The 26,660-nt window shown below is 36.2% G+C and carries 24 protein-coding genes and 1 other annotated feature; all 24 genes read right to left on the minus strand.

The window, feature by feature from the left end:
- Window positions 1-9: 9 nt before the first annotated feature.
- Window positions 10-1,827, minus strand: coding sequence for a DNA primase (dnaG, locus tag JNUCC74_RS10440; protein ID WP_454065302.1), 1,818 nt, complete (start codon window positions 1,825-1,827; stop codon window positions 10-12).
- 1,346 nt (window positions 1,828-3,173) lie between these two features.
- Entirely contained in the window at window positions 3,174-3,974 is an 801-nt protein-coding gene (locus tag JNUCC74_RS10445) for a pyruvate, water dikinase regulatory protein (protein WP_077320916.1), read from the minus strand.
- An 18-nt stretch (window positions 3,975-3,992) separates the two neighbouring features.
- Window positions 3,993-4,622 (minus strand): helix-turn-helix transcriptional regulator, encoded by a 630-nt coding sequence (locus tag JNUCC74_RS10450; RefSeq protein WP_454065303.1) that lies wholly within the window; start codon window positions 4,620-4,622, stop codon window positions 3,993-3,995.
- 93 nt (window positions 4,623-4,715) lie between these two features.
- Window positions 4,716-6,794: a glycine--tRNA ligase subunit beta gene (gene glyS / locus JNUCC74_RS10455; protein ID WP_454065304.1), complete on the minus strand. Its 2,079-nt coding sequence runs from the start codon at window positions 6,792-6,794 to the stop codon at window positions 4,716-4,718.
- A 1-nt stretch (window position 6,795) separates the two neighbouring features.
- The gene (gene glyQ / locus JNUCC74_RS10460; RefSeq protein ID WP_077320922.1) at window positions 6,796-7,674 is read right to left on the minus strand and encodes a glycine--tRNA ligase subunit alpha; all 879 of its coding nucleotides are present in this window, start codon (window positions 7,672-7,674) and stop codon (window positions 6,796-6,798) included.
- Window positions 7,675-7,740: 66 nt separating this feature from the next.
- Window positions 7,741-7,909 (minus strand) — a binding site (T-box leader).
- Between the two features lie 49 nt (window positions 7,910-7,958).
- Window positions 7,959-8,702 (minus strand): DNA repair protein RecO, encoded by a 744-nt coding sequence (gene recO / locus JNUCC74_RS10465; protein WP_454065305.1) that lies wholly within the window; start codon window positions 8,700-8,702, stop codon window positions 7,959-7,961.
- Window positions 8,703-8,752: 50 nt separating this feature from the next.
- Window positions 8,753-8,899, minus strand: a complete 147-nt coding sequence (locus tag JNUCC74_RS10470; protein ID WP_077321543.1) for a YqzL family protein — start codon at window positions 8,897-8,899, stop codon at window positions 8,753-8,755.
- Between the two features lie 265 nt (window positions 8,900-9,164).
- On the minus strand, window positions 9,165-10,067 hold the full coding sequence (gene era, locus JNUCC74_RS10475) for a GTPase Era (protein ID WP_077320926.1): 903 nt from the start codon (window positions 10,065-10,067) through the stop codon (window positions 9,165-9,167).
- Between the two features lie 364 nt (window positions 10,068-10,431).
- Window positions 10,432-10,794, minus strand: coding sequence for a diacylglycerol kinase family protein (locus JNUCC74_RS10480; RefSeq protein WP_245799826.1), 363 nt, complete (start codon window positions 10,792-10,794; stop codon window positions 10,432-10,434).
- Window positions 10,784-11,248: an rRNA maturation RNase YbeY gene (ybeY, locus tag JNUCC74_RS10485; protein WP_077320930.1), complete on the minus strand. Its 465-nt coding sequence runs from the start codon at window positions 11,246-11,248 to the stop codon at window positions 10,784-10,786. The genes JNUCC74_RS10480 and ybeY overlap by 11 nt, the downstream gene beginning before the upstream one ends.
- On the minus strand, window positions 11,249-13,393 hold the full coding sequence (locus JNUCC74_RS10490) for an HD family phosphohydrolase (RefSeq protein WP_454065306.1): 2,145 nt from the start codon (window positions 13,391-13,393) through the stop codon (window positions 11,249-11,251).
- A 67-nt stretch (window positions 13,394-13,460) separates the two neighbouring features.
- On the minus strand, window positions 13,461-14,420 hold the full coding sequence (locus JNUCC74_RS10495; RefSeq protein WP_454065307.1) for a PhoH family protein: 960 nt from the start codon (window positions 14,418-14,420) through the stop codon (window positions 13,461-13,463).
- Window positions 14,421-14,422: 2 nt separating this feature from the next.
- Complete coding sequence (gene yqfD, locus JNUCC74_RS10500; RefSeq protein WP_454065308.1) at window positions 14,423-15,643, minus strand: sporulation protein YqfD; 1,221 nt, start codon at window positions 15,641-15,643, stop codon at window positions 14,423-14,425.
- Between the two features lie 10 nt (window positions 15,644-15,653).
- The gene (gene yqfC / locus JNUCC74_RS10505) at window positions 15,654-15,938 is read right to left on the minus strand and encodes a sporulation protein YqfC (protein ID WP_077320938.1); all 285 of its coding nucleotides are present in this window, start codon (window positions 15,936-15,938) and stop codon (window positions 15,654-15,656) included.
- Window positions 15,939-16,533: 595 nt separating this feature from the next.
- Window positions 16,534-17,064: a hypothetical protein gene (locus tag JNUCC74_RS10510; RefSeq protein WP_454065309.1), complete on the minus strand. Its 531-nt coding sequence runs from the start codon at window positions 17,062-17,064 to the stop codon at window positions 16,534-16,536.
- 30 nt (window positions 17,065-17,094) lie between these two features.
- Window positions 17,095-18,090, minus strand: coding sequence for a flotillin-like protein FloA (gene floA, locus JNUCC74_RS10515; protein WP_454065310.1), 996 nt, complete (start codon window positions 18,088-18,090; stop codon window positions 17,095-17,097).
- A gap of 72 nt (window positions 18,091-18,162) precedes the next feature.
- Window positions 18,163-19,491 (minus strand): NfeD family protein, encoded by a 1,329-nt coding sequence (locus JNUCC74_RS10520; RefSeq protein ID WP_454065311.1) that lies wholly within the window; start codon window positions 19,489-19,491, stop codon window positions 18,163-18,165.
- A 334-nt stretch (window positions 19,492-19,825) separates the two neighbouring features.
- Window positions 19,826-20,275, minus strand: a complete 450-nt coding sequence (locus JNUCC74_RS10525) for a GatB/YqeY domain-containing protein (protein WP_077320947.1) — start codon at window positions 20,273-20,275, stop codon at window positions 19,826-19,828.
- A gap of 14 nt (window positions 20,276-20,289) precedes the next feature.
- The gene (gene rpsU, locus JNUCC74_RS10530; RefSeq protein ID WP_019377991.1) at window positions 20,290-20,466 is read right to left on the minus strand and encodes a 30S ribosomal protein S21; all 177 of its coding nucleotides are present in this window, start codon (window positions 20,464-20,466) and stop codon (window positions 20,290-20,292) included.
- Window positions 20,467-20,604: 138 nt separating this feature from the next.
- A complete protein-coding gene (deoC, locus tag JNUCC74_RS10535) occupies window positions 20,605-21,276 on the minus strand; it encodes a deoxyribose-phosphate aldolase (protein ID WP_454065312.1) in 672 nt (223 codons plus the stop codon).
- 747 nt (window positions 21,277-22,023) lie between these two features.
- The gene (gene mtaB / locus JNUCC74_RS10540; RefSeq protein WP_077320952.1) at window positions 22,024-23,376 is read right to left on the minus strand and encodes a tRNA (N(6)-L-threonylcarbamoyladenosine(37)-C(2))-methylthiotransferase MtaB; all 1,353 of its coding nucleotides are present in this window, start codon (window positions 23,374-23,376) and stop codon (window positions 22,024-22,026) included.
- Entirely contained in the window at window positions 23,364-24,134 is a 771-nt protein-coding gene (locus tag JNUCC74_RS10545; protein ID WP_454065313.1) for a 16S rRNA (uracil(1498)-N(3))-methyltransferase, read from the minus strand. The genes mtaB and JNUCC74_RS10545 overlap by 13 nt, the downstream gene beginning before the upstream one ends.
- 30 nt (window positions 24,135-24,164) lie before the next feature.
- Entirely contained in the window at window positions 24,165-25,103 is a 939-nt protein-coding gene (gene prmA, locus JNUCC74_RS10550; protein ID WP_454065314.1) for a 50S ribosomal protein L11 methyltransferase, read from the minus strand.
- 331 nt (window positions 25,104-25,434) lie between these two features.
- Window positions 25,435-26,559 (minus strand): molecular chaperone DnaJ, encoded by a 1,125-nt coding sequence (gene dnaJ, locus JNUCC74_RS10555; RefSeq protein ID WP_077320958.1) that lies wholly within the window; start codon window positions 26,557-26,559, stop codon window positions 25,435-25,437.
- Between the last annotated feature and the right edge of the window lie 101 nt (window positions 26,560-26,660).

Here is a 26,660-nt window from a genome sequence, read left to right on the forward strand (position 1 = left end):
CACCAAATATTAATTCATATTTTTTAATTGCTTTTTTATCTCAATAATTTGCATGGCAATTTGTGCTGCTTTTATTGGATCGTTTTGTTGCTCTGCTAATTTCTGCTGTTCCTTTAATGATTTAATTGTCACCTTATCTGTTTGATTTGCTATGATCATATGAATATAATCATCCAATTGTTTATCACTTATATCCTCCTGTAACGGCAACATTGCAATTTCTGTAATTATCTTTTGCAAACCGGGTTCAGTGATTCGTCCTAGGAATAAACTAACATCTGGATCATTTCCTTCTTCATAAAATGCATATAAATGAGTAACAATAATTTTATGAGCGTCTAACTGAAAGCCTGCTCCAATTTTATCTTGCACCCTTTCAGCTATTCGTACATCTTGTAACATATAAGCAAGTAAATAACGTTCTGCATTATGAGAAGCTGGTAATAATTGGGAATTTCTAGCATTCCATAGTTTACTACTAGTATATCTGTTCTTTTGTTGATTATCCTTATTTAATCCAAACTTTTCCCGATAACCGAAAATTTCGTCTTGTAATGCAGCTATAGAAATATTGAATTCATTACTTAATTCCTTTATATAGTATTCCCGTTCTAACGGGCTGTCAATCTTCGCCATCTGTTTTAATACTGCTTCCATATAGTCTATGCGATCTCCTTCATAATTTAAATTATAATCTTTCTTCAAAAATCGCATATAAAAACTCATAAACGTATCACTAGCTTTGATTACATCTTTTTCAAAAGCTTCTCCTCCATACGTATGAATATAACTATCTGGATCCATATCAGGATCAAGGTGGGCAATTTTTACTTCACACCCTGATTGCTGTAATAACACAGCAGCTTTATAAGCAGCATCAAGACCAGCTCGATCACCATCATAACAAATAACCACCATATTAACATACCGCTTTAGTAATTTTGCTTGAAAATCAGTCAATGCAGTTCCTAAAGTAGCAACTATATTACGAATCCCGGCCTGGTATGCTGCGATAACATCCATTTGCCCCTCAAGTAAAATAGCTTCATTTTGTTTGCGAATATGTCTTTTGGCTAAATCAAAATTGTATAGCAGCTTGCCTTTGTGGAAAAGTTCACTTTCGGGACTGTTGATATATTTCGGCTTATGATCACCAATAGCTCGTCCACCGAAAGCGACTGTCTTTCCTAAATGATTACGAATAGGGAAAATAACTCTGCCCAGAAAACGATCTGTTGCTTTTCCAGAGTCAGTAACACGAAGTAACCCAGCTTTTACTAATAATTGTTGATGGTATCCTTTTTTTTCGAGGAATTCAGCAGTAAATTGTGCCACATTTGGACTAAATCCAAGTTGGAAAGCATCAATAGTCGTATCATTAATCCCTCTTTCTTTTAAATAGGTATACCCTTCTTTACCATCTTTTGTATAACGTAATAAGTGATGGTAAAGTTTTGTTAACCACTCATGTGCAGATAGCATATCTTGACTTTCCTGAGAAAGAGAGCTTTCCTTTTTTAGCTGGAGATTATCTGGTAATGGAATCCCACTACGATCTGCCAGAAATTGTAATGCTTCATAAAACGAAAAATTCTCTATCTCCATTAAAAACGTAATTACATTACCGCCTTTACCACAACCAAAACAATGAAAAATTTGCTTGTCTTTGGTTACGGAAAATGATGGTGTTTTTTCACCATGAAAGGGGCATAATCCAAAATAGTTTCTTCCCTGCTTTTTTAATTGAACATAATCTCCTACAACATCTACAATATCATTTGCTTTACGAATTGCTTCGATTACTTCTTCAGGAATTTGGTTAGACATAAAATATCACCATGGTATTTAATATTCGCCTTTCATAAAAAAAACCCTTTATTTTTCGACAATATTTTTTCTTGTCTCGAAAAAAATACCTTCTCTATATGTTAAATAACTTAGCTGAAGGATCGGCTTTTTCACATGCATATTTTAGAGGTTATTCAAAAAGTTCGCTAAAAAATTCATCGTACGTTTGAATGAATAAAATTTTAGGGCTGAAGTTAAGACGACTCGAATGAAGATTAATCTGGCATGTGGGATGCCATAAACTCTATCACCCTTAATGGTTTTTAAACTAAAAAGACTAGTATTGAGTTATCAGCATTTAAATGCCCAATTGGAGTCGGCCGACACGACAATAAAAACGTTGATAGCGACAGATGCGTTTTTTCAAAAGTAATCTTAACCGCTCTCCGTCTATTTGCTCTCTTTTTGAACACACACTATATTTATTACATGTAATAGATATTTAGTTACATGAATCCGTTCCTGAAGCAGCGAACTTTTTTAGAGTCACGCTATATTACATACTTCTACATCTTTTCTAAAAAGTCCTGCTTTTACAGATAAGTTTATTTCATAAGTCCCGTTTCTAAAGTCCTGAGAATAAAAGGAAATACCTATAGCCCATGCGAGTTAGTTTAATGAGTAGTAAAATCTGCTGCTCAAATTGATGTTATCTGATTGATTAAAAGCAGCTGAATGTGCTTGTAATAATTGAAAAATGTAAAAGAATTATTTAAAATTCCTGCTTTATCTCATCACTCCACATAAGAAAAACTTGGCTTATCGCCAGTCTTTAGCGAAAGCTATCGTTTTTCTTATACGATAAAGTGAAACTTCATTTAGTAGGAGTTTTCTTCCTTCTCCTACTGAATGTTAGTACCACAAGGGTATGACCTAAAGACCCTTGAACCAATCGGGCATTTAGGTGCCGTTTTTGTTCGCAATGCATAATAGATTTTAGAATTGGGGAAAGTACGGCACCTTACATGCGGGATAAACCCTAAAATTTTATACTTTCCTATAGTATAAAAAGATATTATTTTTAAAATATATAGGGTAAGGTTAATACCTATTTGACTGACTTCTTAAAAAACTCTACATTTGTACAGTCCAAAAAAACATTATAGTATACTTCGAGAAAAAATGCTATTCAAATGCTCTTAAGATTTCATTATTACCAATAGTTTAGTTTCCTAATCATAATTTTAATGATCTTCTCTTTTAGCTATTAAAGTTAAAACATACATCATCTTTAGCAACTGATGATTCGTGTTTAAACATCGATAATCTATAAGGTCAAAAAACATTCTATGAAGATAGAATGTTTTTGAAACTATAATGTATGTTTATTTATGGACGATTTGTCTAATACTATTGGCTGTTTCTTCCACAGCTTTATTCGAAACATCAATTACCTTACAGCCAATTTTTTTTACGATCTCATCAAAATAATCAAGTTCTTTTTGAATCCGGTCAAGATTTGCATAAGTTGCTTGTTCTCCTAAACCTAAAGCTCGTAATCGTTCTTTACGAATTTCATATAGTTTATCTGCATTTATTCGAAGTCCAATGCACTTTGCCGGATCAACCTCAAATAGCTCTTCAGGAGGATCGACTTCTGGCACAATTGGAACGTTAGCAACCTTTAACCTTTTATGGGCCAAGTATTGAGAAAGAGGAGTTTTCGAGGTGCGAGAAACACCTATAAGCACAATATCTGCTCTTGCAATGCCTCTTGAATCACGTCCGTCATCATATTTTACTGCAAATTCAATCGCTTCTATTCGTTTAAAGTAATCTTCATCCAATTTATGGACTAAGCCTGGTTCTAATCTCGGCGAATGATCAAATATGCGCTCCATCGATTTTAACACAGGCCCCATGATATCAATCGCTTCTATATTCAATTGCTTCGCACGTTCATTTAAATAGTTTCTAAGCATTGGATCAACAAGTGTGAAACCAATAAGTTCTTTACCTTCCTTAGCAAGCTGTAATGCTTCATCAATGGTTGCTTTATCTTCTACGTATGGAATTCGTTGAATCTTGTAAGAACCATGATTAAACTGGCTTAAGCCTGCCTTAATTACCAATTCTGCTGTTTCCCCGACAGAATCGGATAATATATAGACGGTATGTGTATACATGAATCTACTCCTCTCAACTTAGATATGATCGCCCAGCACCAGTTCAACAAATGCTTTTGTAATGGTTGTTTTTGTTATTCGACCAACAACTTCTAAGCCTGAATCTGTATCCTTAACAACCGGTATACCATCAATTTGTTTATTAATTAAATTCTGAGCTACGTCTACTAATGGATCTTCTTTTCGACATACCGTTATATTCGGCATTCTAGTCATAATAATATGAACAGGGATTGCATTTAAATCCTGTTTTCCTATACTGGCTCGCAATAAATCTTTTCGTGATAACACCCCTGCTAAGCAGGCTTTGTCATCTATGACAAACAGTGTTCCTACATCCTCCAAAAACATCGTTGAAATTGCATCATAAACAGAAGCACTCTCTTTTACAACAATTGGTACATGTTGGTATTCATGAGCCTTTAGTTTTTTCACCTGTTCGGTGAGCAACTCATTTCCGGTTTTACCTGTGTAAAAATAGCCGACCCGAGGACGTGCGTCAAGAAAGCCCGCCATCGTTAGGATAGCTAGATCTGGTCGTAACGTTGCTCTTGTTAAATGAAGATGCTCTGCAATGTTTTCTCCAGTTATTGGTCCATTTGCTTTAACAATTTCAATGATTTCTTCTTGCCTTTTTGATAATTCCATTCCCTCACCACCTACAAACGATGTAACCCATATACTATTATAGACGAATTAAGCAGGAATGAGAATCATACCGGCTATTTAAGCAAGATTTAATTAAAAACTTTGCTTCCATTCAATCTTAGTTAAGTCTGCATAACGCTTGATTAACGTAGCAATCTGGTAAAGTAATGCTAAACGATTATTGCGAATTTCAATGTTGTCCACCATTACCATATTATGATCAAAAAACGCATGAATTGGAGTTGCCAGTTGCCCAAGTAATTGTAAATCTTTTTCAGCGTTTCTAGATGTTGTATGATACGCTTCTTCAACCGTACAAAATTTTTGGTATAATACTTTTTCGGATTCCGTTTCAAATAAATTTGGATTGATCTGACTCGCTTCTGACTTTTGCACCAAGTTTAAAACTCGAACAAACGCTTCCTGAATTGGCTTAAAATTATCATCATTTCTCTTTAATGACAACAGATTAGCTTTTGCTAAACTATATTCATAATCACCAATCTGTTCATGCAGTACAGCTTGAGTAATATCTTGTTCGATTCCTGCTTCCTTAAAAAGATAAGCGGCACGTTGTAAGAAAAAGTCCTGAATATTTACAGCAACTGATTCCTTTTGAGTGATTTGTACGGTTGATTCAGTAAGTACAGTCAATGCTAATTGAATCAGCTCTTCTATCGAAATATGCCACTTGTTCTGATGAATCATTCTTAAAATGCCAATAGCTTGACGACGTAACCCATAAGGATCATGTGAGCCAGTTGGTAGTAAGCCAACAGCTATACATCCTGTAATTGTGTCTAGCTTATCCGCAATGCTAATAATCGTCCCTATTCCTGTCTCTGGAAGATCATCATTTGCTTGTTTTGGTAAATAATGCTCACGAACAGCTTTTGCTACGATGTGATCTTCACCGTAGAAGCGTGCATATTTTTCACCAATAACTCCTTGTAATTCAGTAAATTCATTAACCATACTTGTCGTTAAATCAAATTTACAAATTTCTGCAGCACGTAATGCTTTTTCCATATCATCCGCAGATAGTGCTAAACATTGACTAATATACTTTGTCAAGGAAATTAATCGGTTTACCTTATCGTGTATCGTTCCAAGTTGTTCTTGAAAGACTACACGTTCCAATTTAGACAAGTAATAATCAATCGATTGCTTCCGATCTTCATCATAGAAAAAGGCAGCATCCGATAAACGGGCACGTAATACCTTTTCATTCCCTTTAATAACTGTCTCCAAATGGTCCCCATTACCATTGCGTACACCAACAAAGTAGGGCAGTAATTCTCCTGTTTGCGATCGCACAGGAAAATATCGTTGATGTTCCTTCATGGATGTAATTAATACTTCTTCAGGAATCGCTAAAAATTCATCTTCAAATTCACCAAGAAATACGTGAGGATATTCTACTAAGTTCCGAACCTCGTTTAGTAGATCCTCATCTACCGGGATTTGTATGGATTTTTCTTGCTCTAATTTATGAATACCTTGTAAAATAAAAGCTTCCCGTTTTTGGGCATCTACCATAACATATTGTTGATTCATTATTTCTTCATAGCTTGCCGGAACATCAATGATTACTTTTTCTCCTAAAAAGCGATGACCATAAGTAACATTACTGCTTAATACGTTTACTATTTCAAATGGAATAATTTCGGATCCAAACAAACCGACTAACCAGCGGATCGGACGTGCGTAGCGTAAGGAATGTGTTCCCCAGCGCATATTTTTACCAAAAGTTATGGAGGTAATAATATCTCGAAAACCAGGTAATAATTCTTTGGTTGGTTTCCCTTCAATATGCTTTTTCACATATATATAAGCTGTATCCTTGTAATCCTTGATATAAATGTCTTCTACTGACCTCCCCTGTCCTTTCGAAAATCCAATCGCTGCCTTTGTCCAATTACCAGATTCATCTTTAGCTATTTTTTCAGCTGGCCCTTTTACTTCTTCCTCTATCGTTGTTTGCTCTTCAGATAGACCTGTTATAAGTACAGCTAACCGTCTAGGGGTAGAATACGTTGTTAAGCTTTCAAAAGGTATACGTAATCCCTCCAGCCAAGCTGCGGTTTTTTCCTTTAATTGATGTTCAGCATCATCAATAAATCGAGCTGGTAACTCTTCTAATCCGATTTCAAATAAAGCGTCCTTTGTCATGTTATTGCTCCTCCTTTTTCAGCATAGGGAACCCTAATCGTTCTCTTTCAGCAACATAAGCTTTGGCAATTCCTCTTGCTAAATTTCGGATTCTTGTAATGTATCCTGTTCGTTCAGTAACAGATATGACGCCCTTAGCATCCAAAAGATTAAATGTATGCGAGCATTTGAGCACATAATCATATGCAGGGAATACGAGGCCCTTTTCCATTGTCGTCTTTGCTTCTCGTTCATAATTGGTAAACAGCTCAAAAAGCATTTCTGTATTAGATGTTTCAAATGTATACGTAGAATGTTCATATTCCGGTTGGAAAAAGATATCTCTTACAGTCACTCCATTTGTCCATTCTAAATCAAATACATTCTCTTGGTCTTGAATATACGAGGCCAACCGCTCAATTCCATACGTTAATTCTACTGAAACTGGATTCGCTTCTAAGCCACCGATTTGCTGAAAATAGGTAAATTGTGTAATTTCCATCCCATCTAACCAAACTTCCCAACCCAATCCAGCTGCACCCAATGTCGGATTCTCCCAATTATCCTCTACGAACCTTATATCATGAGCAAGCGGATCAATGCCTAATTTTTCTAAAGATGCTAAATAGAGTTCTTGAATATTATCTGGAGAAGGCTTCATAATAACTTGAAACTGGTGATGCTGATATAGCCGATTTGGATTTTCGCCATATCTACCATCCGCCGGTCTTCTTGAAGGCTCAACATAAGCTACATTCCAAGGCTCCGGACCTAGGCTTCGTAATAATGTCATAGGCGACATCGTACCTGCTCCCTTTTCGACATCATATGCTTGCATTAAAATACAATTGTGTTCAGACCAATATTTTTGTAGTGTTAAGATCATTTCTTGAATATTCATCCTTGCACATCCTCCAATACAGTTAATACAATATAAAATCCCCGGCCCTCATGTCTAGCGAATAGACATAGGGACGGGGTTAATCCGCGGTTCCACCCTACTTGCTTATAACTTATAAGCCGCTTTATTCAACATGCTCCGAAGCGCCCTTCCTAATTGTCTTCTCGCTCAGCTCCCACCATTCTGAACTCGCTATAGAGATTTCAACAGTACTCCTCTTCATCTTCGCATAAACTTATAATATTCTATGTCAAATAATAAGGGAAACTGTAAGACCTGTCAACTTATTTCAATGAATTCAGTTGACGTAAAAATCTTCTCGATTTCAGGAAGTATCCTCCATAATAATCATAATAGTTATCTAACAATTGCCTGAGCAGTTGTTTGTTTTCCTCTTTTACTGATATACTGGTTACTTGCTTAAGCTCAACAGTAGAAAAAATATGTAATAATTTTGCAACAGCATCTGGTAATAAAACAGCTTGGGGGTCCATGCTTCGACAAGATGAACATAGTAGCCCCGCCTCTTTAATAGAGAAGGCAAAAGGAAGATGTCGTTGTTTGCAATTTGAGCAGTGGGCCAATGTTGGAGCAAAGCCACCTTTCTTATATAGCTTTATTTCATACATCATAAGAGGAATACGAGAATCCTCCTCTTTTTCAATCCATGACATAGTTTGATAAAGCTGATCGAACATAAAAGGATCTGGCTGTTTATCATCTAATAATTTATCCGTAAGTTCGACTGCATAAGCTGCGTATGCAGTCTTAATAATATCTTCACGAATGGATCGAAAGGAATAAAGAATATCGCCTTGTTGTATCGTGCTTAACCCTTTGTTTATATACATTAAAAATTCAGCGTATATGAATGGCTGCGTTACAGCAGCCATTCTGCTCTTTGGCTTTTTTGCCCCTTTTGCTATTGCTGAGAGCTTCCCAATTTTTTTACTATAAATCGTTACAATTTTATGCGTTTCCCCGTAATCTCGTGTTTTTAATACAATACCTTGTATCTTTTCAAGCAATTAACTTCACCTTTCTTACTAAGGAAGCTACTTTCATTAGCTACAGTTATTTACAACTTCGTATCGATTGGAGTTCTGTTTTGATCTTCACGTTGTCTAGGTCTAAGAGGGTTTTGTTCATTTTCTAACTCTTTCATTAGCAAATAGGTTTCAATATTTCCTGTTTGACTAAATAGTTTCCAGGTTAAATCGATCACCATAAACCCCACCTTTCTTCAATATTTGAATGGAACCTATTATTAGAATGACCACAACAGATAAAAGAATTAGTATAAAAATTTACCATGTATTTTGTTAAAAAGGATGTTTAAAAATTTCGAGATAACATGGGTTTTTTATTTTTTTCCAAGTAAATTCTGACTAGTCATGCTAACTTTTCATTCACCGGCTACGGTATACTCCAAACTTCTCCACTCTTTTAATCGTTTCTTATATTGCCGTTCTATTGATATCGTCAAGTCTTTAATATTCGTCACTACGGAAACCAAATTCATGGAGCTGACTTTGTTTATTACGCCAATCTTTCTTTACTTTAACCCAAAGTTCTAAATAAATCTTTGTGCCCAATAAAGCTTCTATGTCTTTGCGTGCGGCTTTGCCAATTTTTTTTAACATACTTCCTTGTTTACCAATCAATATACCCTTTTGTGTTTTTCTTTCAGTAACAATGGTAGCCTGAATAAGCAACTTATTATTTCCGTTTTGGTCCACATTTTCAATGACAACAGCTATAGAATGCGGAACCTCTTCTCTGGTAAAATGTAACACCTTTTCTCTTATAAGCTCGCTAATAATAAAACGTTCCGGATGATCTGTGATTTGATCATCAGGGTAGTATTTTGGACCTTCATCCAGCTGTTGCTTGATAACTTCAAGCATATGAGCCACATTATTTCCATGTAAAGCAGAAATCGGAATAATTTCAGCGAAATCATATTTATCCTTGTATTGTTCAATCAAGGGTAATAATTCATCAGGATGAATAAGGTCTATTTTATTTATAATTAAATACACAGGTCGATTTACTTTTTGTAATAAATCGATAATGTACTGATCTCCTTTTCCATACCCTTCCTTAGCATTTATCATAAATAAAATAACATCTACTTCATTCAGCGTATTTTCAGCCGTTCTTACCATAAATTCTCCAAGCCGATGCTTTGGTTTATGAATACCAGGTGTATCAATAAAAATCATTTGCGCATCTGGCTGTGTTAATACGCCTTGAATCTTATTCCTTGTAGTTTGCGGTTTATCACTCATAATAGCAATTTTTTGTCCGATTGCCTGATTCATAAACGTTGATTTTCCAACATTTGGTCTACCAATGATTGCTATAAACCCAGATTTAAATGGTTTGTTCATGTTGTTTCCTCCGCGAATTTTAGATATGCTTAATCATATAATACTACAAAAAAGCACTCATTTCATATAATCGACAAAAGCTTTAAAAACTTTTGGTTCTTCTCTCAACAATAGCATTTTTATTGACAAATTTCACGTTTAACTGTGGACCAAAACCACTTTTATCAACATTTTATTCCCTTTTTTATATTGTTAAAACATTTAGCATATCAAGCCTTTAATATAAACTCACTGTCTAGTTACACTTATATGTAGCACCCTAAATGTTCACCCAGCGGATGAAGCTTCTATGATGTTAATCAACACAGCAAAAGCCGGCTACGAACTGTTCCTCTATCGTTAGATTGCGGTTCGTAACCGGCTTTTATACGATTGATATAATCTTTGGAATAAAGATAATACAGCCAATGGCAGCAGCAGCAATAGCCGCAATAAGTACCGCCCCTGCTGCCATATCTTTAATTTTTTTAATAGCTGGATGAAATTGCAAACTCAAATAATCCATTATCGCTTCTAGGGCACTATTGATCATTTCAGTGATTAATACATTAGTAATAGCAACAATGATAACAACCCATTCCAGCATACTAAGATGTAACAGTGTCCCAGCGAGTATAACAATAACAGCAGCTAATAAATGAAGCTGAAAATTTCGTTCATTTCGAATGACAAATAAAATCCCCTGCCAAGCATAAGCGAAACCAATAAACTTCTGTTTACCTTTCAATGCCAAATTCACCTAAAATAACTTTTTGTCTTGAGAACATCTGTTGTTCATCTTCTTTTGTCATATGGTCGTAACCAATTAAATGAAGGAAACCATGCAGTGCTAAAAAACATAACTCCCTTTCTAAAGAATGGTCGTAGCTTTTCGCTTGCTCTTTTGCTTTGTCAACAGATATGACTATATCTCCAAGTAAGAGAGGAAGGTCTTCATCTAGAATATCAATTTCTCCTTCCCCGTTTTCCTGCATAGCAAAAGATAGTACATCAGTCGGTTTATTTATTTGTCTATAATTACGATTCAACGCTTGAATTTTTTTATTATCGACAAAATTTATGGAAAGCTCTGCCTCCTGCGAAACTCCTTCTTTATCAGCAGCGAATGTAATAAGCCGTTGAATCATATCAATATAATCACTCTCAACAGAGTTCGTATGGTCATGGAAATCAATGTACACTTACTTTACCTCCTTCTCAGGATACTGAATGCGGGAATGAAAAATCCCTTTCAATGTTCCACAGATTGTTTCTTGAATTGTATGCAATTCTTTTAATGTTAACGGACACTCATCAAATTGTCCATCTGTTAATCGGTCTTGAATAATAGAAGCAACAATTTGCTCAATTTTTTCTTCTGTAGGTTCTTTTAACGACCTTACTGCCGCCTCAACAGAATCACAAATATTAATAATCGCCGTTTCTTTTGTTTGCGGCTTTGGACCTGGGTAACGATAAGCTAATTCTTGCACCTCTTCATTTTCCTTTTTAGCCTTCATATAAAAATACTTTAATAACGATGTGCCATGATGCTGTTTTGCAATATCAATAATCTCTTTCGGAAGTCGATGTTTTTTCAACATCTCTGCTCCATCATATGGATGACTAATAATAATTTTAGCACTTTCCTCTGGTTCAATAAAATCATGTGGATTTCGAATTGCTAATTGATTTTCAATAAAATAATGAGGTGCAACTGTTTTTCCTAAATCATGATAATAAGAGCCCACACGTGCTAATAAACCATTTGCTCCAACTGCTTCACAAGCAGTTTCACTTAAATTGGCAACCATAATAGAATGATGATAGGTTCCCGGTGCTTCTGTTAACAGTTTTTTTAATAACGGATGGTTCGGATTAGACAATTGAAGTAATTTTATATCTGATAAAATTCCTAAAGCTGTTTCAAAATATGGTAGTAAACCAATCGTTAAAACTGCTGATAAAAGTGCTGATGCGGTAGCAAGCGATGATTGTATAAAAATATCACCGAGGGCATATTTCTCAAACGACAGAAATATAAATAATAGTACGATAACAATATTAACGACCCCAATACCTAATCCAGCTTTTACAACAGCAAGTCGATCCTTGACGTTACGCAAAAAGAAAATAGCTGCCAGCTGCGAAAGTAAAAAATAGATACCCGTCTCAACATTTAAGGAACCTGGTATTTGATTATTAAAAATCATACTGCCTAAAATTGCAAATAGACAACTAAAAATAATGGCTGTTCGTTCATGAATGAGCTGTTTGATTAACAAGGCTCCAGTAGCAATTGGCATCACGTAAAACAGCTGATTTACCTGTGTTGTATAAATGCTTGCGATTTTCATTAAGGCAACCATGATCACACTAATAATAGTGATTGTGACAACGGTTCGATTATTTAATTGCTCCTGTTTTGCTAACCAATTCATCTCATGAGCAATTACACTACAAATAAGTAAAATTAATAAAGATAATCCAATTACTGGAAATAAATTTCGTTCTTTATCCAGTACACCAACAAGCTTTAGCTTTTCATATACTTCGTTTGTGATTACCTGTCCTTCCCGAACAATGATTTCTCCAGCCCGAATAACTACTGGTTCAACATTACTAGCTGCTTCCTTCCTTGCATTTGCCGTTTCATCGACATCAAAAAATGAATTCTCAACAACTGCAAATTCACTTAATCGAGTTAGCGCTTCTTTTAAATTTGCATCTAACTCAGCATACTTAATATCTTGTTTCAAATTAGAGATAGCACTTTGAGTATTTTCTGTGCGCACGCCATTATTTAACGTATCAGATAAAGAATGAAGAAACAGTTTTTCCCCTTTATCTCGTTCATCCTTTGGCACTTGCATAAGCTGTAATAGTAAATCATCACTTACACTCTCTTTGATTTCCGGTGATAAGATTTGCTTTAGTTGTTGAATCTTTTCTTTATTTGTAAGCGGTTCTAATTTACCTTTATCTTCTTTACCAGATGTTTTCAACTCTTCTTCAAGTTTAGTAATGGCCGCAAAAATTTCCTTTGTATATGCAATTCGTTCATCAGTAACCTCTTGATCAATATTATATCTATCTTCAACAGACTGAACGGTCTCTCTAGTCTTTCGTTCCGTTTCCTGTTCATTTTCTATCGTTACAGGAGAACGAATCGTTTCTTTTGCTCTACTGAAACGTTCAATTTCATAAATTTCTGTATGTACATTATTAATAGTCAAAAAAAAGAAAAACAAGCCTAGCAGGAGAGTTGCAACTGTTATAATGCTCCACTTACTGTATCGCTGTTTAAATACAAACCAACTACGTGGATTAAATTTCTTTTTATCCACTGCGATCCTCCTCTCCTAAGTAAATGATGCAAATAAGACCCAGTGTTCGGGCCTTACCTGACATCAGTTACTTATGCTTATCATAAGCTTCAATAATTCGCTGCACAAGTGGATGCCTTACTACATCCGTTTGCTCTAAATATACAAAGCCGATTCCTTTTACCTCAGACAATAATGAACTTGCAACTATTAACCCTGATTGTACCCCTTTAGGCAAATCAATTTGTGTAATATCTCCAGTAATGACCATTTTCGAACCAAAACCCAGTCGAGTTAAAAACATTTTCATTTGTTCCGGTGTGGTATTTTGTGCCTCATCCAAAATGACAAACGCATCATCCAGTGTTCTACCTCGCATATATGCAAGTGGTGCTATTTCAATCGTATCCCGTTCGATAAGCCGCATCGTATGCTCAGCACCTAATACATCATGTAAAGCGTCATAAAGTGGTCGTAGGTACGGGTCTACCTTTTCTTTCAAATCACCCGGTAAAAATCCTAAACTTTCACCAGCCTCAACTGCAGGTCTTGTTAAAATGATCCGCTTGACAAAACCATTTTTTAAAGCGTGAACAGCCATAACAACGGCTAAATATGTTTTTCCTGTACCAGCAGGGCCTATTCCGAATACAAGGTCATTTGCTTTTATAGCAGAAACATATTTCTTTTGTCCCAACGTTTTTACACGAATTGATTTTCCTTTTACATTTTTTGTTATCTCATCTTCAAACAATGTTTCAAATTGGTTGATTTTATCTTTTTTTGCTAAATCCACTGCATACACTACATCTCTCTCTGTAATCGTTAATCCTTTACGAATAACAGATAGCAATGCTGATAATATATCTTGAACTAAAGTAACCGTCTGTTCCTCTCCAGAAACATGCACAAGTTCTCCTCTTGTAGTGATGGAAACATCAAGCAGCTCTTCAAGTTGATGAAGATACTTGTCATTATTTCCAAACAGTGCTAATGCTTCATTTGGACTTGTTAATTGTAAATCAATTACTGTAAGATTTTCTGGCATACTCAATCTCCTTGACCTAAAGGTTGTGCTTCAACAATATTTTCCTCTACACTTATATATAAGTGTAGTTTAACTTTACCATTCTGTATAGATTCATGCAAAACTTTTTCTGATAAGATTTTAGCTTCAGGACCTAATTGTAGTTTTAATTGTTCTTTTGCTTGTTTCATCCCAACTTCTATTGCTTCTTTTTCTGTTCGCTTATAGTTAATATACGTTTTTTCATAAAGTTTTGTTTCAATAAATTTTATAGGCAAGTCCCATTTTAAAAAACGAAGCGGTTTTTCCATCTCTTCTCGATGAATTTCAGTAAATTCAGGAGAGCCAAACCCCCATACCGGTAATTTAACATCGCCAAACGCAATATGATATTTTTCTTCCTGATTACCAGTTAGTCGTTCCGTACTTGTTTCTAGTGGTACTGTCACTTTAACTTCATACCATGTAGTAGCAGTTATTTCACCATCGGCAGCAACATACCTGATTTTCCTTTTCTTATCTTTTTTTTCCTCATTATTATCTGCTTCCATACCCATCTTTCCTGAAACAAGTAAGTCACCCTTTTCAACAAAATCATGCACTTCTACTTGTGCTACTCCTTGGGAAACATACATCTTTTTGATAATCCCCTTTTTTGCTGCAATCAAGTTTCTTGGATTCTTCTTCTCTTCTTCCTTCACAACAACCTTCTCCACACCTTCTAAATAAAAAGTAGTGCCTTTTTGGTCAATCCCCACCCACAGTAACTCAGGAACATCATCTAATAACTGTTGCTGAATTTCCTTTGGTGAATCAAGTGAAAAAATCCATGATCCAGGATGAATACCGTATTGATTTAGCTGTTTGTTTATTTTTTCTTCAATATCTTTTGGGACTCCTGTAATTTTTACTTCCCACACGATATTAGATAACCCAAATATAAGTAACATACTTAAAATAAAAGCAATAATTAATTCTTTTTTTCGTAAATAACGACGGATAACAAATGGGTAACCCTTTCGATCGATAAACTTGATTTTATAATTTGTTCCTCGCCTTAAGCGTTTAATATGTTTTACATCTTTTAACCGGATTGTACCGTTACAGGTATCACTTTTGGGTTTTGTGACATTCCAGATGCGGATTCCATAACTTGTACAATGCTGGAAAAAAAGCTCTGGTTTGTTTCCACTAACGGAAATTGTGACAGAACCTGTTATAATGGATTCTTCTTTTTGCTTCATGTCCTCCTCCTTAATCGTCTGGTATAAAAGTAATATTTTTGATAGTACCCTCTAGCAATATCTCTTCTGGAAGCATTAATTTTAATACAAATGATGAGCCGGTAATCCTAATAAAACCTTTGTTCGCTCTTAGTTTTAATTCGCTATCAGAATACGTAGCTACACCCTTATGATTTTCAATATAAACATGTATATGACCAATTACAGTAATTCTAGGAAGTTCAAGTACTACATCTGAAGGAAGTGCAAAATATTTCGTTAACCATGGTCGGATTCCTTGATGCCATTTTTTCACAAATGCAGCCCCCTCTCACATTTATATTTATGAAATAACAGAAGAGATAAGAACAGTTAAGGAGAAAAACTAGCAGTGAAGCAAAAAAATATATGGATAAAGCGAATACTACTTTCATGAATTCCTTTGGAAGTTCAAGAATTGCAAAGAATACGAGACGATTAAGTAGGAGGTAACGGTAGCTGCATACCCATTGTTTAGGTCGCCAGGACAAGGAAAGCTTCTCGAATAAGCATCGCAGTTTTTCAAGGGCAAGGAAAGCTACGTCAGCGATAATTCACACGCAGAAAAGTGCTTTTCTTTTCAAGAAGAAAAAAGTGAAAGCGTTCGGGTAAGCGACGTACAAACAACAGAACTTTTGTAGAGCCAATGGAAACATACCTCTAACAGGGATATGCCGACGATAGGCGGCAAGCCGCTTTTAGTTGGCCTTCTTTTAGATTCAAGCCGATGTTGACTTATCGGATGAAGAAGAACAAAGCTTGCTATCAGCACGAGCGCTTCAGCTAGACCATGCTTACTATGTAGAAACGAAAATAATTTCGAAACAATGAAAGCCATTTGGCGCATACACCAAATGGCTTTCATTACTATATTATTTTCTTCGTTCAGCCAAAACACTACGATAAGGCTTTTTCGCTCTTGGCGGACCAAACACTTCTGCCATAATAATTCCATTAACCAGCCCTTTTTGCGTCAAATTACTTGAAACTTGACGTTTCATTTTCGTTCTTAATTGATCGCTCTTAGGTTTGCTTTTTAGAGATCGGTTTAAAGTAGTAGAATGCGCACTACTGGAAAACTCGTCGACGTTTTCCATAAAGCTTGTTTCAACTTGTTGCACTAACTGATCCATTTGTGGTTTTAGCTCTTGCGTAGAGGTAGTGTTTGTCATAGTTGGAGCTTCCTTTTTGGGAAGCTGCCGCCGTTTTGTCGGATCATGCCATTGCCTTTTCATTTCCCCGCCAAAAGGAGAGGTTGGTCGATTTTGACGTTTTGGTCTTGTATCTTTCTTTTCCGCTTCTTGTTCTTTTGAAATACTGTTTTTAAAAAATCCAATAACCCCTGCAACGATAGCTAAAACTACAAAAATATTACTAAAAATCAGGTCAACAATCTTTTCCATCAAACCCCCTCCTTTTCGATTGCTGAACGTTTAATTTTGTTCATGGTCATCGTTGTTATTTTTGGTAAGCTTTCCTATAGAGCCTCGCATATCCGTATCTGCATCAATATTTTTGTAATTCATATAATCCATTACGCCAAGATGTCCAGATCTTAATGCTTCGGCAAGTGCAAGTGGTACATCTGCTTCTGCTTCCACTACTTTTGCACGCATTTCCTGAACTCGTGCAAGCATCTCCTGTTCTTGAGCAACCGCCATCGCACGACGCTCTTCCGCTTTTGCCTGTGCAATATTTTTATCAGCTTCAGCCTGATCCGTTTGCAGTATTGCCCCAATATTCTTGCCAATATCTACATCAGCAATATCAATGGACAATATTTCAAAAGCAGTACCTGCATCTAAACCGCGATTTAGTACATTATGAGAAATGGAATCAGGATTCTCTAATACCTCTGTATGAGAATGAGAGCTACCGATTGTACTTACAACACCTTCTCCGACACGGGCAATGACTGTTTCCTCTCCAGCACCCCCGACGAGTCGGTCAATATTAGCACGGACAGTAATCCTTGCTTTCGCTTTTACCTCAATTCCATCCATCGCAATTCCGGATATAAAAGGAGTTTCAATTACTTTTGGATTAACACTCATTTGTACTGCTTCTAAAACATCTCGTCCAGCTAGGTCAATTGCTGCACCGCGTTGAAACGGAAGTTCAATATTAGCACGATGCGCAGCAATCAAGGCATTTACAACTCGATCAACATTTCCCCCTGCCAAGTAGTGACTTTCCAGTTGATTTGTTTTTACATTTAAACCGGCTTTATGGGCTTTAATTAACGGATTAATAACTCGACTAGGTACAACTCGACGCAGACGCATTCCTACTAGTTGAAAAATCCCTACCTTGACCCCGGCAGCTAAAGCACTGATCCACAACATAATTGGGATAAATGTAAATAAAATAGCTACAGCAATTAAAATAACCGCAATAATAATTATCGGCATTAAACTTTGCAAGTCCATTTTATAACCTCCTAATTTATATTTGTAAAAACTTCACACTATCGGCCTACCAATATAAATGAAGTTAAACAACTAATTCATTTGTCTTACTACAATGCGTACACCTTCGACTTTAACAATTTTCACCTTTTCATTTTGATCAATGAATCGACCTTCCGATACTACATCAAGTCGTTCATCATCAAAAACAGCAGTTCCGGCCGGACGTAATGGTGTCACTGTAACACCTTCCAAACCAATTAATTCCAAGCGGTTCACAGAGGAAACATAACCCAGCTCGGTACTCGTTTGATCCTTAAGAATAATATGATGAAAAATCCCTTTATCCATGCCGATTCGGCGAAATAAAATCACAGAAACAATAATGGACAATAAAAAAGCAATCGCAATACTCATAGCCATATGCCCAATATCATAGCCTGACATAAACAATGAACCAATTACCGAAGCCGTCCCAAGGAGTCCCAATATTCCTCCAGGAACAAAAAATTCTGCAATAATTAGCACGATACCTAAAATAAGCAAAATAACTGCTTCCATTCCGGCTAATCCTGCTACAATATGACCATAAAAGAACAACACGAGGGAGACAAGTCCCATTATACCTGCTACCCCAAATCCTGGTGAATATAATTCTACTACTAATCCTAAACTTGCTAGAGAAAGTAATATTGGGATAACGACCGGATGAGTTAAAAATCTGGCAATCTCCTCAGCTAAAGTTGGTTCTTTCTCCACAACTGTTGCATTTTCTAAACCTAAATCCTGAAGAAGCTCTTGTCGATCTGCAACCGTTCCTTCCGAATAACCAACTTTTATCGCTTGGGAAGGACCAAGCGTTAAAAATTTTCCTTTGCCTGCATCTAATTCAGGTAAATCAATGCTTTTATCTGCCATTGCCATTGCGTATAACGGGTCTCTTCCTTTTGATTCAGCTGCACTCTTCATAGCAGCTATCCAAGCTGATTGGGCCTTTTCATCAGCAGCATTTCCATCTGAAGTAATCACACCACTTGCCCCCATTGTTGCTTGCGGTTTCATATAAATATAGTCCGTATTTAAGGCAATATAAGAACCCGCTGACAAAGCCTTATTAACAATAAATGATGTTGTAGGAACTTTAATATCTTGTAAAAGGCGGGCAATTTCTCCTGCTGAATCAACTCTACCACCAGGTGTATTTATTTCAAAAATGATGTGATCGGTTCCTTCTTCCACAGCCTCTTTTATTGCTCTGGTTAGAAATGCTTGTAACCCTCTTTCTACTTCTTTCTCAATTGGAATAACATGAACAGATTTCCCACTTCCTTTATTTGCATAGATTATGGTTTCACTGTTAAAAGCGATGTAAAAAAACGCACAAAACAAAATAAAATATGTAATAAATCTGTTAGCAGGCAAATACATTCACCCCCTTTAATATGTATTAACTTATACGAATAATTTTAAAAATGGTTTCAATTTAAATGGAACTATTTCAGAAAATCTTGGCTTGTGCCAAGTCTTTATGGCGAAAGCTATCGTTTTTCTTATACTATTAACCATAAAGTTTTATACTTCCTATAGTATAAAAATATACCATAAAATAACTTGCAAGCACACTCTGTTTTATTCTTACTGATTAGTCTACCTAAACAAACCGATTTTACTACGTCGAATTACAATCCACGCTAAATTTCATTGGGCTTAAGGTATACGAAAAGACCCTAATCAATTAACTGACTAGGGCCTTTTGTTAGTTACTCAACTGTTTTTGTACAAGTTTATTAATTTGTGAACCATCTGCTTTACCTTTTACCTTAGGCATAATCGCACTCATTACTTTACCAATATCTTTTTTTGAAGTTGCATTTACTTCTTCGATGGTTGACTGAACAATTGCCTCGAGCTCTTCATTTGTAAGCTGTTTTGGCATATATTTTTCCAAAATATGCAATTCTGTTTCAGTTTTTTGAACAAGATCTTCGCGTTCAGCTGATTTGAATTCTTGGAGGGAATCTTTTCTTTGTTTTACTTCTCTAGACAAGATAGTTAATTCTTCGTCTTCTGATAATACATCTTTTCCAAGTTTAATTGATTCATTTTGTAAAGAAGCTTTCACCATACGAATAACACTAAGGGTCTCTTTGTCTTTATTCTTCATCGCTTGCTTCATATCTTGATTTAATTTTTCAAGTAATGTCATCTATTGCACCCTCTTTAGAATTTACGCTTTCTAGCAGCTTCAGATTTCTTTTTGCGGCGTACACTTGGTTTTTCGTAGTGTTCACGCTTACGATATTCCTGCAATGTACCGCTTTTGGACACACTACGCTTAAAGCGACGAAGAGCATCTTCAAGAGACTCGTTTTTACGAACGCGAGTTGTATTTGACATGCTAATTTCCCTCCCTCCGAAGCACAAAACAGATTGTACTAGCATATGACTTTCAATTCACATGCTTTTTAAAGTATAATATAATCCTTTATTTTGGTCAACTGCTTCTAACCAAACTATAGGTATTTTATGCTTGTTTTAATAAGAAGTTTCTCCTTTTTCTCCTTTTATAATCGAAACACCAGCACTTGCTCCAATTCGAGTTGCACCTGCTTCAATCATATCTTTTGTTGTTGGTAGATCACGGACGCCACCAGAGGCTTTTACTCCCATATCAGGACCAACAACTTCACGCATTAAACGAATATCTTCAACGGTGGCCCCTCCGCCAGAAAACCCTGTCGAGGTTTTTACATAATCTGCTCCTGCTTGTTTTGCCAACTTGCAAGCACGAATTTTTTCGTCTTTCGTTAATAAAGAAGTCTCAATAATTACTTTTGTTAGTGCTTTTTCCTCTGCAGCTCTAACTACCGCTTCTATGTCTGCTTTTACAGTTTCGTCGTCACCAGATTTTAAAGCGCCAACATTAATAACCATATCTACTTCTGTTGCACCATCTTTAATTGCTTGTTTTGTCTCATTCACTTTAATAGCAGTGGTTGTTGCTCCAAGTGGAAAACCAATGACTGTACAAACTTTAACGGATGTAGTTTTTAATTTATCGTAGCAATAAGAAACCCAATATGGATTAACACAAACAGAAGCAAATTCGTATTCTTTTGCCTCATTTACAATCTGATCAATTTTCTCTTTTGTTGTATCTGGTTTCAGTTGCGTGTGATCAATGTACTTTGCTAAATTTTTAATCATTTTTTCCTTCCTTCCTAAATTAAGTTGTACGTACCTCTTAAGTATCATAGCATTAATTAGTATAGAAATCTATTCACGAGACTAAATATGATTGGCGAATTTTCTTAAACGCAATTGAAACTAGCTCTAAATTAGAATGCCACAAAACTAATAAAAGCAAAAAACTTGACGTCACGAACTGCTAGCCTTACATAGATTTAGTAAGCAAGCGGTTAGCGACGTAGGGAACTGAAAAGCTTCTGACAAGATAAAGTGAACCTTCATTCAACTCTTTTCTCCTTAGAAAACCGTGATGTATCCCTGTCATAGCAACTCTGTCCTTGAGAAACCACGATGCCTATTCAAGAGGCTTTCCTTATCCTTGGAAAAGAAAGCACTTCTGCGTGCGATGTATTTGCTGACGCAGTTTTCCTTGTCCTGTCGAACGGAACGAATCGGGCATTTAGGTGCCGTTTCTCTACTTATTTTCTATAACTCTTGAATGGGGAGTCTTACGGCACCTTACATGAATGATAAAGAAACATGTCACTAAAACAGGGGTATGCCGACGCCTAAGCGGCAAGCCCATTTTAGGTCAATCGTCCTTTAGATTCGAACTGACGTTAGCTTACCGTAGATAGAAGATTAAAGTTTACTAATGCTTGAGTGCTTAAGCTACTTTCAAAAATGTATGACCATGAACAAATCTTATACATTCCTACTTAATTAAGAAAAGCAACCCGATCACTTTTGACCAGGTTGCTTCTATTAATTTACCTTGACATTTTCATATGGAAAATCATCTAATACGCGTACAAACGTTCCTTGATTCAATGGATAATCTGCTTTAGCGATTTTAACACGAACAAGCTTTCCAATCATATCTGGAGTGCCATCAAAGGCTACCTTTAAATAATTATCTGTATATCCAATAAGTTGATTTGGATTATCTTTATCTGTAGAGTGCTCTTCAGGAATCACTTCTAGAACTTCATTTTCATAATTAGCAGCATATTCCTTTGCTAATTGGTTAGAAAGTTCAATCAGTTTGTGGACACGGTTATTTTTTACTTCATCATCAACTTGTCCATCCATTCGAGCAGCAGGAGTACCTGTCCTGCGCGAGTATGGAAATACATGTAACTCTGAAAATCCAATTTCTTTAATAAAATCATATGTTTCTTGGAATTCCTCATCGGTCTCACCAGGAAATCCTACAATGACATCCGAAGTAATAGCTAGGCCGGGTAATGCTTGTTTAAGCTTCATCACTTTTTCCTTGTAATAAGCGGTAGCGTACTTTCGGCGCATTCTAGCTAGTACAGAATCAGAACCTGATTGTAAAGGAACATGGAGATGTCTTACAATCTTTTCCGATTGATCTAAAACGTCAATCACTTCATCTGTAATTTGACTTGCTTCGATCGAAGAAATACGAATCCGCTTCAGACCATTTACTTTTGTTTCTAAATCTTTTAGAAGCATAGCAAAGTTATAATCTTTCATATCTTCACCGTAGCCTGCTGTATGAATACCTGTTAATACGATTTCTTTGTAGCCTGCATCCACAAGTTTTTGCGCTTGTTCAATTACGTTCTTTGGATCTCTGGAACGAAGCAGACCACGAGACCACGGGATGATACAAAACGTACAAAAATTATTACATCCTTCTTGAATTTTTAAGGAAGCTCTGGTACGATCTGAAAACTCAGGAACATCCATTTCCTCAAATACCCGGTTTTTCATGATATTGGATACACCATTAACTGGTTCTTTCGTTTTCTTATGTTTCTCAATATAATCAATCATATGTTTACGATCCTGTGTTCCAACAACAACATCCACTCCTGGTATTTCTAAAATTTCTCCAGGTGACGTTTGAGCATAGCATCCAGTTACACATACAACAGCGTCAGGATTTTTTCTGATTGCCCTACGAATTACCTGTCTACTCTTTTTATCGCCGGTATTCGTTACCGTGCATGTATTAATAACATAAACATCTGAATTTTTTTCGAAATCAACGCGCTCATATCCACGCTCCATAAACATGCGCCAAATACCTTCTGTTTCATAATGATTTACTTTACAACCTAATGTATGAAAGGCTACTGTTGGCATGTCTGACACCCCATTTCTTCAAAATGATACGATATGCTTGCTAAAGCATATAATACAGCAGTTTCTGTTCGTAAAATCCTCGGACCAAGACGAACAGCTTGAAAACCAGCTGCTTTTAATGATAAAGCCTCATTTTCCGTAAAACCGCCTTCAGGACCGATACAAATAACTAAGCGCTGATTGTGCTTTAATGATGATAGAGCAGTAGCTAATGATCGGTAATCACTTGTTTTTGCTTCCTCTTCATAAGCAAACAACTTCAGATCATAGTTATTAGCTGCTTCCACCACTGCTTCTAACGATTTACAAACATTAACATTTGGTAGTTTATTTCGGTGGCTTTGCTCACTAGCCTCTTTAACAATTTTATTCCAGCGCTTCAGCTTTTTCTCACGACGCTTATCATCCCATTTTACAACTGATCGAGCCGCTTGAAAAGCAAAAAAGCTGGAAGCCCCGAGTTCAGTTCCTTTTTGCAATATCCACTCCAGCTTATCACTTTTTGGCAGGGCTTGTGCAACAGCAACCTCAATAGGCATTTCAACATTTTGGTCAAGCCATTCCGTAATATCTGCATAAACAACATCATTATCTAAAAAAGTTATTTTGCACACAGCAGCTTTACCATTTGGGTGATTACAAATAATTTGATCACCAATTTGGAAACGCATGACCCGTTTTATATGATGAACATCGTCGCCTACTATTTTTATTGTTTTATCCGACCATGTTTGTTCAGGAATAAAATATCGTTGCAATGGCTATCACCTTCTTCAGAAAAATAATTACTAGATCTTTTGTGCTACAATAGCAATCCAATCTTCCATTTCATTGACTTGGATAATGTTAAAGCCTTGTTGTTCGATGCGATCTTTAACCAATTGCTTTTTTGTTTGGGTAATTCCTGAAGTAATAAAATAGCCACCGGATTTCAAACGATTCCATGCACTGTCTACAAAACGTACAATTACTTCAGCTAAAATATTAGAAACGATTAAGTCTGCCTCTACTGTGATATGATCTAATAAGTTATTTTGTTTGGCAGTGATGCGACTATTTAAACGATTTAATTTTGCATTTAAAATTGTACTTTTCACTGCCACATCATCCAAATCATACGCATAAACATGGCTTGCTCCTAATAAAGCAGCCGCAATGCTTAAGACACCAGAGCCAGAACCAACATCAATTACTTTATCTCCACTTTTAACGAATTGTTCTAATGCCTGAATACTAAGTACTGTCGTCGGATGCGTCCCGGTACCAAATGCCATACCGGGATCTAGCTCAATAATCAATTCATCTGTATCTACAGGTCTATAATCTTCCCAAGTTGGTGTAATCGTAATACGCTTAGATATTTTTACAGGTTTATAGTACTTTTTCCAAGCAGTAGCCCATTCTTCTTCATGTACTTCACTCAACGTAATTTGATTTCTTCCCAAATCAATATCGTATAGCATTAAGTTGTTAATAGCTTGCTTTATCTCTTCAACCGTTTCTCCTAAAAAGCTATTTACAGGAAGGTATGCTTTAATATAAACCCCTTCCTCCGGATAGTCTTCAGGATTTAACTCGTATACCTCTCCATACTTAGACGAGTGCTCTTTCACTAGATCTAGTGCTTCTTCAATCACTAGTCCACTTGCGCTGTTTTCGTGTAAAATATTTGAGATTGGCTCAATAGCTTCATTTGTCGTATGAATACAGAGCTCTGACCACTTCATTGGAATCACCCTTTTCTATTCAAAAAAATTGTTTAATTCGCTTTACTGAAGAAAGTGAGTTAGCCAAAGTATCAGGAGGATGTTCAAAAAGTCGGGTGAAAATGAAAGCTGAAAATTCATCACTGGCTTGTTTCTTGTAGACTTGTGCTTAAACTTATGCATTCCGCGAAACTACACCATCTTGAAAATTTGAATCGGCAGGACGAACTAGTGTCAGCATTGCAATAGATCGTTGCGACCTTAGCCGTCCCAACCATAGTCCCTTTTGCCTTCTTTTTAAAACACGCTCTATATATTGTCATTTTACACGCAAAAGGAATTAAACTTAAAGTTACTCACTTTTAAAAGCTTTCTTAAATCGCCCAAATAACGAATTATCTTGTTCGTCAGTTGCTTGGTTTCCACTAATTTCGTTAAATTCACGTAATAATTCTTTTTGTCTTTCTGTAAGTTTAGTCGGTGTTATAACCTTCACTTTAACATGCTGGTCGCCATGACCATAACCACGTACATTTGGTGCACCTTTTCCTTTTAAACGAAAAGTTTTACCAGACTGTGTTCCTGCTGGTATTTTCAGTTTTACTTTTCCGTGAACGGTTGGCACTTCTACTTCATCACCAAGCGCTGCTTGCGTAAAGGTTAGGGGCAATTCACAGAATATATGATCTCCTTCTCTACGAAAAAATTCATGTGGTCGGATTTTGACAACGACAAATAAGTCTCCAGGAGGTCCTCCATTTATACCTGCTTCACCTTTTCCTGAAACTCGTATTTGTTGTCCCTCATCAATTCCTGCTGGTATAGAAATATGAATGGTTCGGCGTTTTTTTACTCTTCCAGTACCACCACATGTTCTACATTTTTCAGGTATAATTTTTCCTGTTCCGTTACAGAAATTACATACTCGGCGATTGATCACCTTACCAAATGGAGTATTTTGTTCCATATTTAATTGACCGGTTCCATTACAATGGGAACATGTTTTTATTTTCGTTCCAGGTTTTGCACCTGATCCCGAGCAAGTATCACAAGTTTCCTCTTTCGGAATTTTAATATCTGCTTCTTTACCAAAAATCGCTTCTTCAAAGGTTAATTCCATCGTATATTGAAGATCTGCACCTTGCTGTGGAGCATTAGGATCTCTTCTGCTTCCGCCACCGCCAAAAAACATGTCAAAGATATCGCCAAAACCGCCGAAATCTTGCGCTCCGCCAAAACCACCAAAACCTTGATTTTGTGGACCTGCATGACCAAATTGATCATACTGTGCTCGTTTTTGATCATTACTTAAAACTTCATAAGCTTCTTTTACTTCCTTGAATTTATCCGCTGCATCTGACTCTTTATTTACATCTGGGTGGTATTTTCTTGCTAATTTACGATATGCTTTTTTTATTTCATCCTTTGTCGCATCTTTTCCAACGCCCAGGACTTCGTAATAGTCTCGCTTACTCACTTGATCACTCTCCCCGATACACACTTTTGCATAACTTTTATCTTACCACCATCTATGCTTACGTGGCAAATATCCACATAAACGAGTAACGTGTAAAAAGT

The organism is Cerasibacillus sp. JNUCC 74 (genome assembly GCF_053667775.1).

Excerpts from the sequence above, each read along its gene's own strand:
- dnaG (WP_454065302.1), bottom strand. The coding sequence starts at position 1,827 with ATGTCTAACCAAATTCCTGAAGAAGTAATCGAAGCAATTCGTAAAGCA.
- JNUCC74_RS10445 (WP_077320916.1), bottom strand. The coding sequence starts at position 3,974 with ATGTATACACATACCGTCTATATATTATCCGATTCTGTCGGGGAAACA.
- JNUCC74_RS10450 (WP_454065303.1), bottom strand. The coding sequence starts at position 4,622 with ATGGAATTATCAAAAAGGCAAGAAGAAATCATTGAAATTGTTAAAGCA.
- glyS (WP_454065304.1), bottom strand. The coding sequence starts at position 6,794 with ATGACAAAGGACGCTTTATTTGAAATCGGATTAGAAGAGTTACCAGCT.
- glyQ (WP_077320922.1), bottom strand. The coding sequence starts at position 7,674 with ATGAATATTCAAGAAATGATCTTAACACTACAAAAATATTGGTCTGAA.
- era (WP_077320926.1), bottom strand. The coding sequence starts at position 10,067 with ATGAACAAACCATTTAAATCTGGGTTTATAGCAATCATTGGTAGACCA.
- JNUCC74_RS10495 (WP_454065307.1), bottom strand. The coding sequence starts at position 14,420 with ATGCCAGAAAATCTTACAGTAATTGATTTACAATTAACAAGTCCAAAT.
- yqfD (WP_454065308.1), bottom strand. The coding sequence starts at position 15,643 with ATGAAGCAAAAAGAAGAATCCATTATAACAGGTTCTGTCACAATTTCC.
- JNUCC74_RS10510 (WP_454065309.1), bottom strand. The coding sequence starts at position 17,064 with ATGGAAAAGATTGTTGACCTGATTTTTAGTAATATTTTTGTAGTTTTA.
- floA (WP_454065310.1), bottom strand. The coding sequence starts at position 18,090 with ATGGACTTGCAAAGTTTAATGCCGATAATTATTATTGCGGTTATTTTA.
- JNUCC74_RS10525 (WP_077320947.1), bottom strand. The coding sequence starts at position 20,275 with ATGACATTACTTGAAAAATTAAATCAAGATATGAAGCAAGCGATGAAG.
- rpsU (WP_019377991.1), bottom strand. The coding sequence starts at position 20,466 with ATGTCAAATACAACTCGCGTTCGTAAAAACGAGTCTCTTGAAGATGCT.
- deoC (WP_454065312.1), bottom strand. The coding sequence starts at position 21,276 with ATGATTAAAAATTTAGCAAAGTACATTGATCACACGCAACTGAAACCA.
- mtaB (WP_077320952.1), bottom strand. The coding sequence starts at position 23,376 with ATGCCAACAGTAGCCTTTCATACATTAGGTTGTAAAGTAAATCATTAT.
- prmA (WP_454065314.1), bottom strand. The coding sequence starts at position 25,103 with ATGAAGTGGTCAGAGCTCTGTATTCATACGACAAATGAAGCTATTGAG.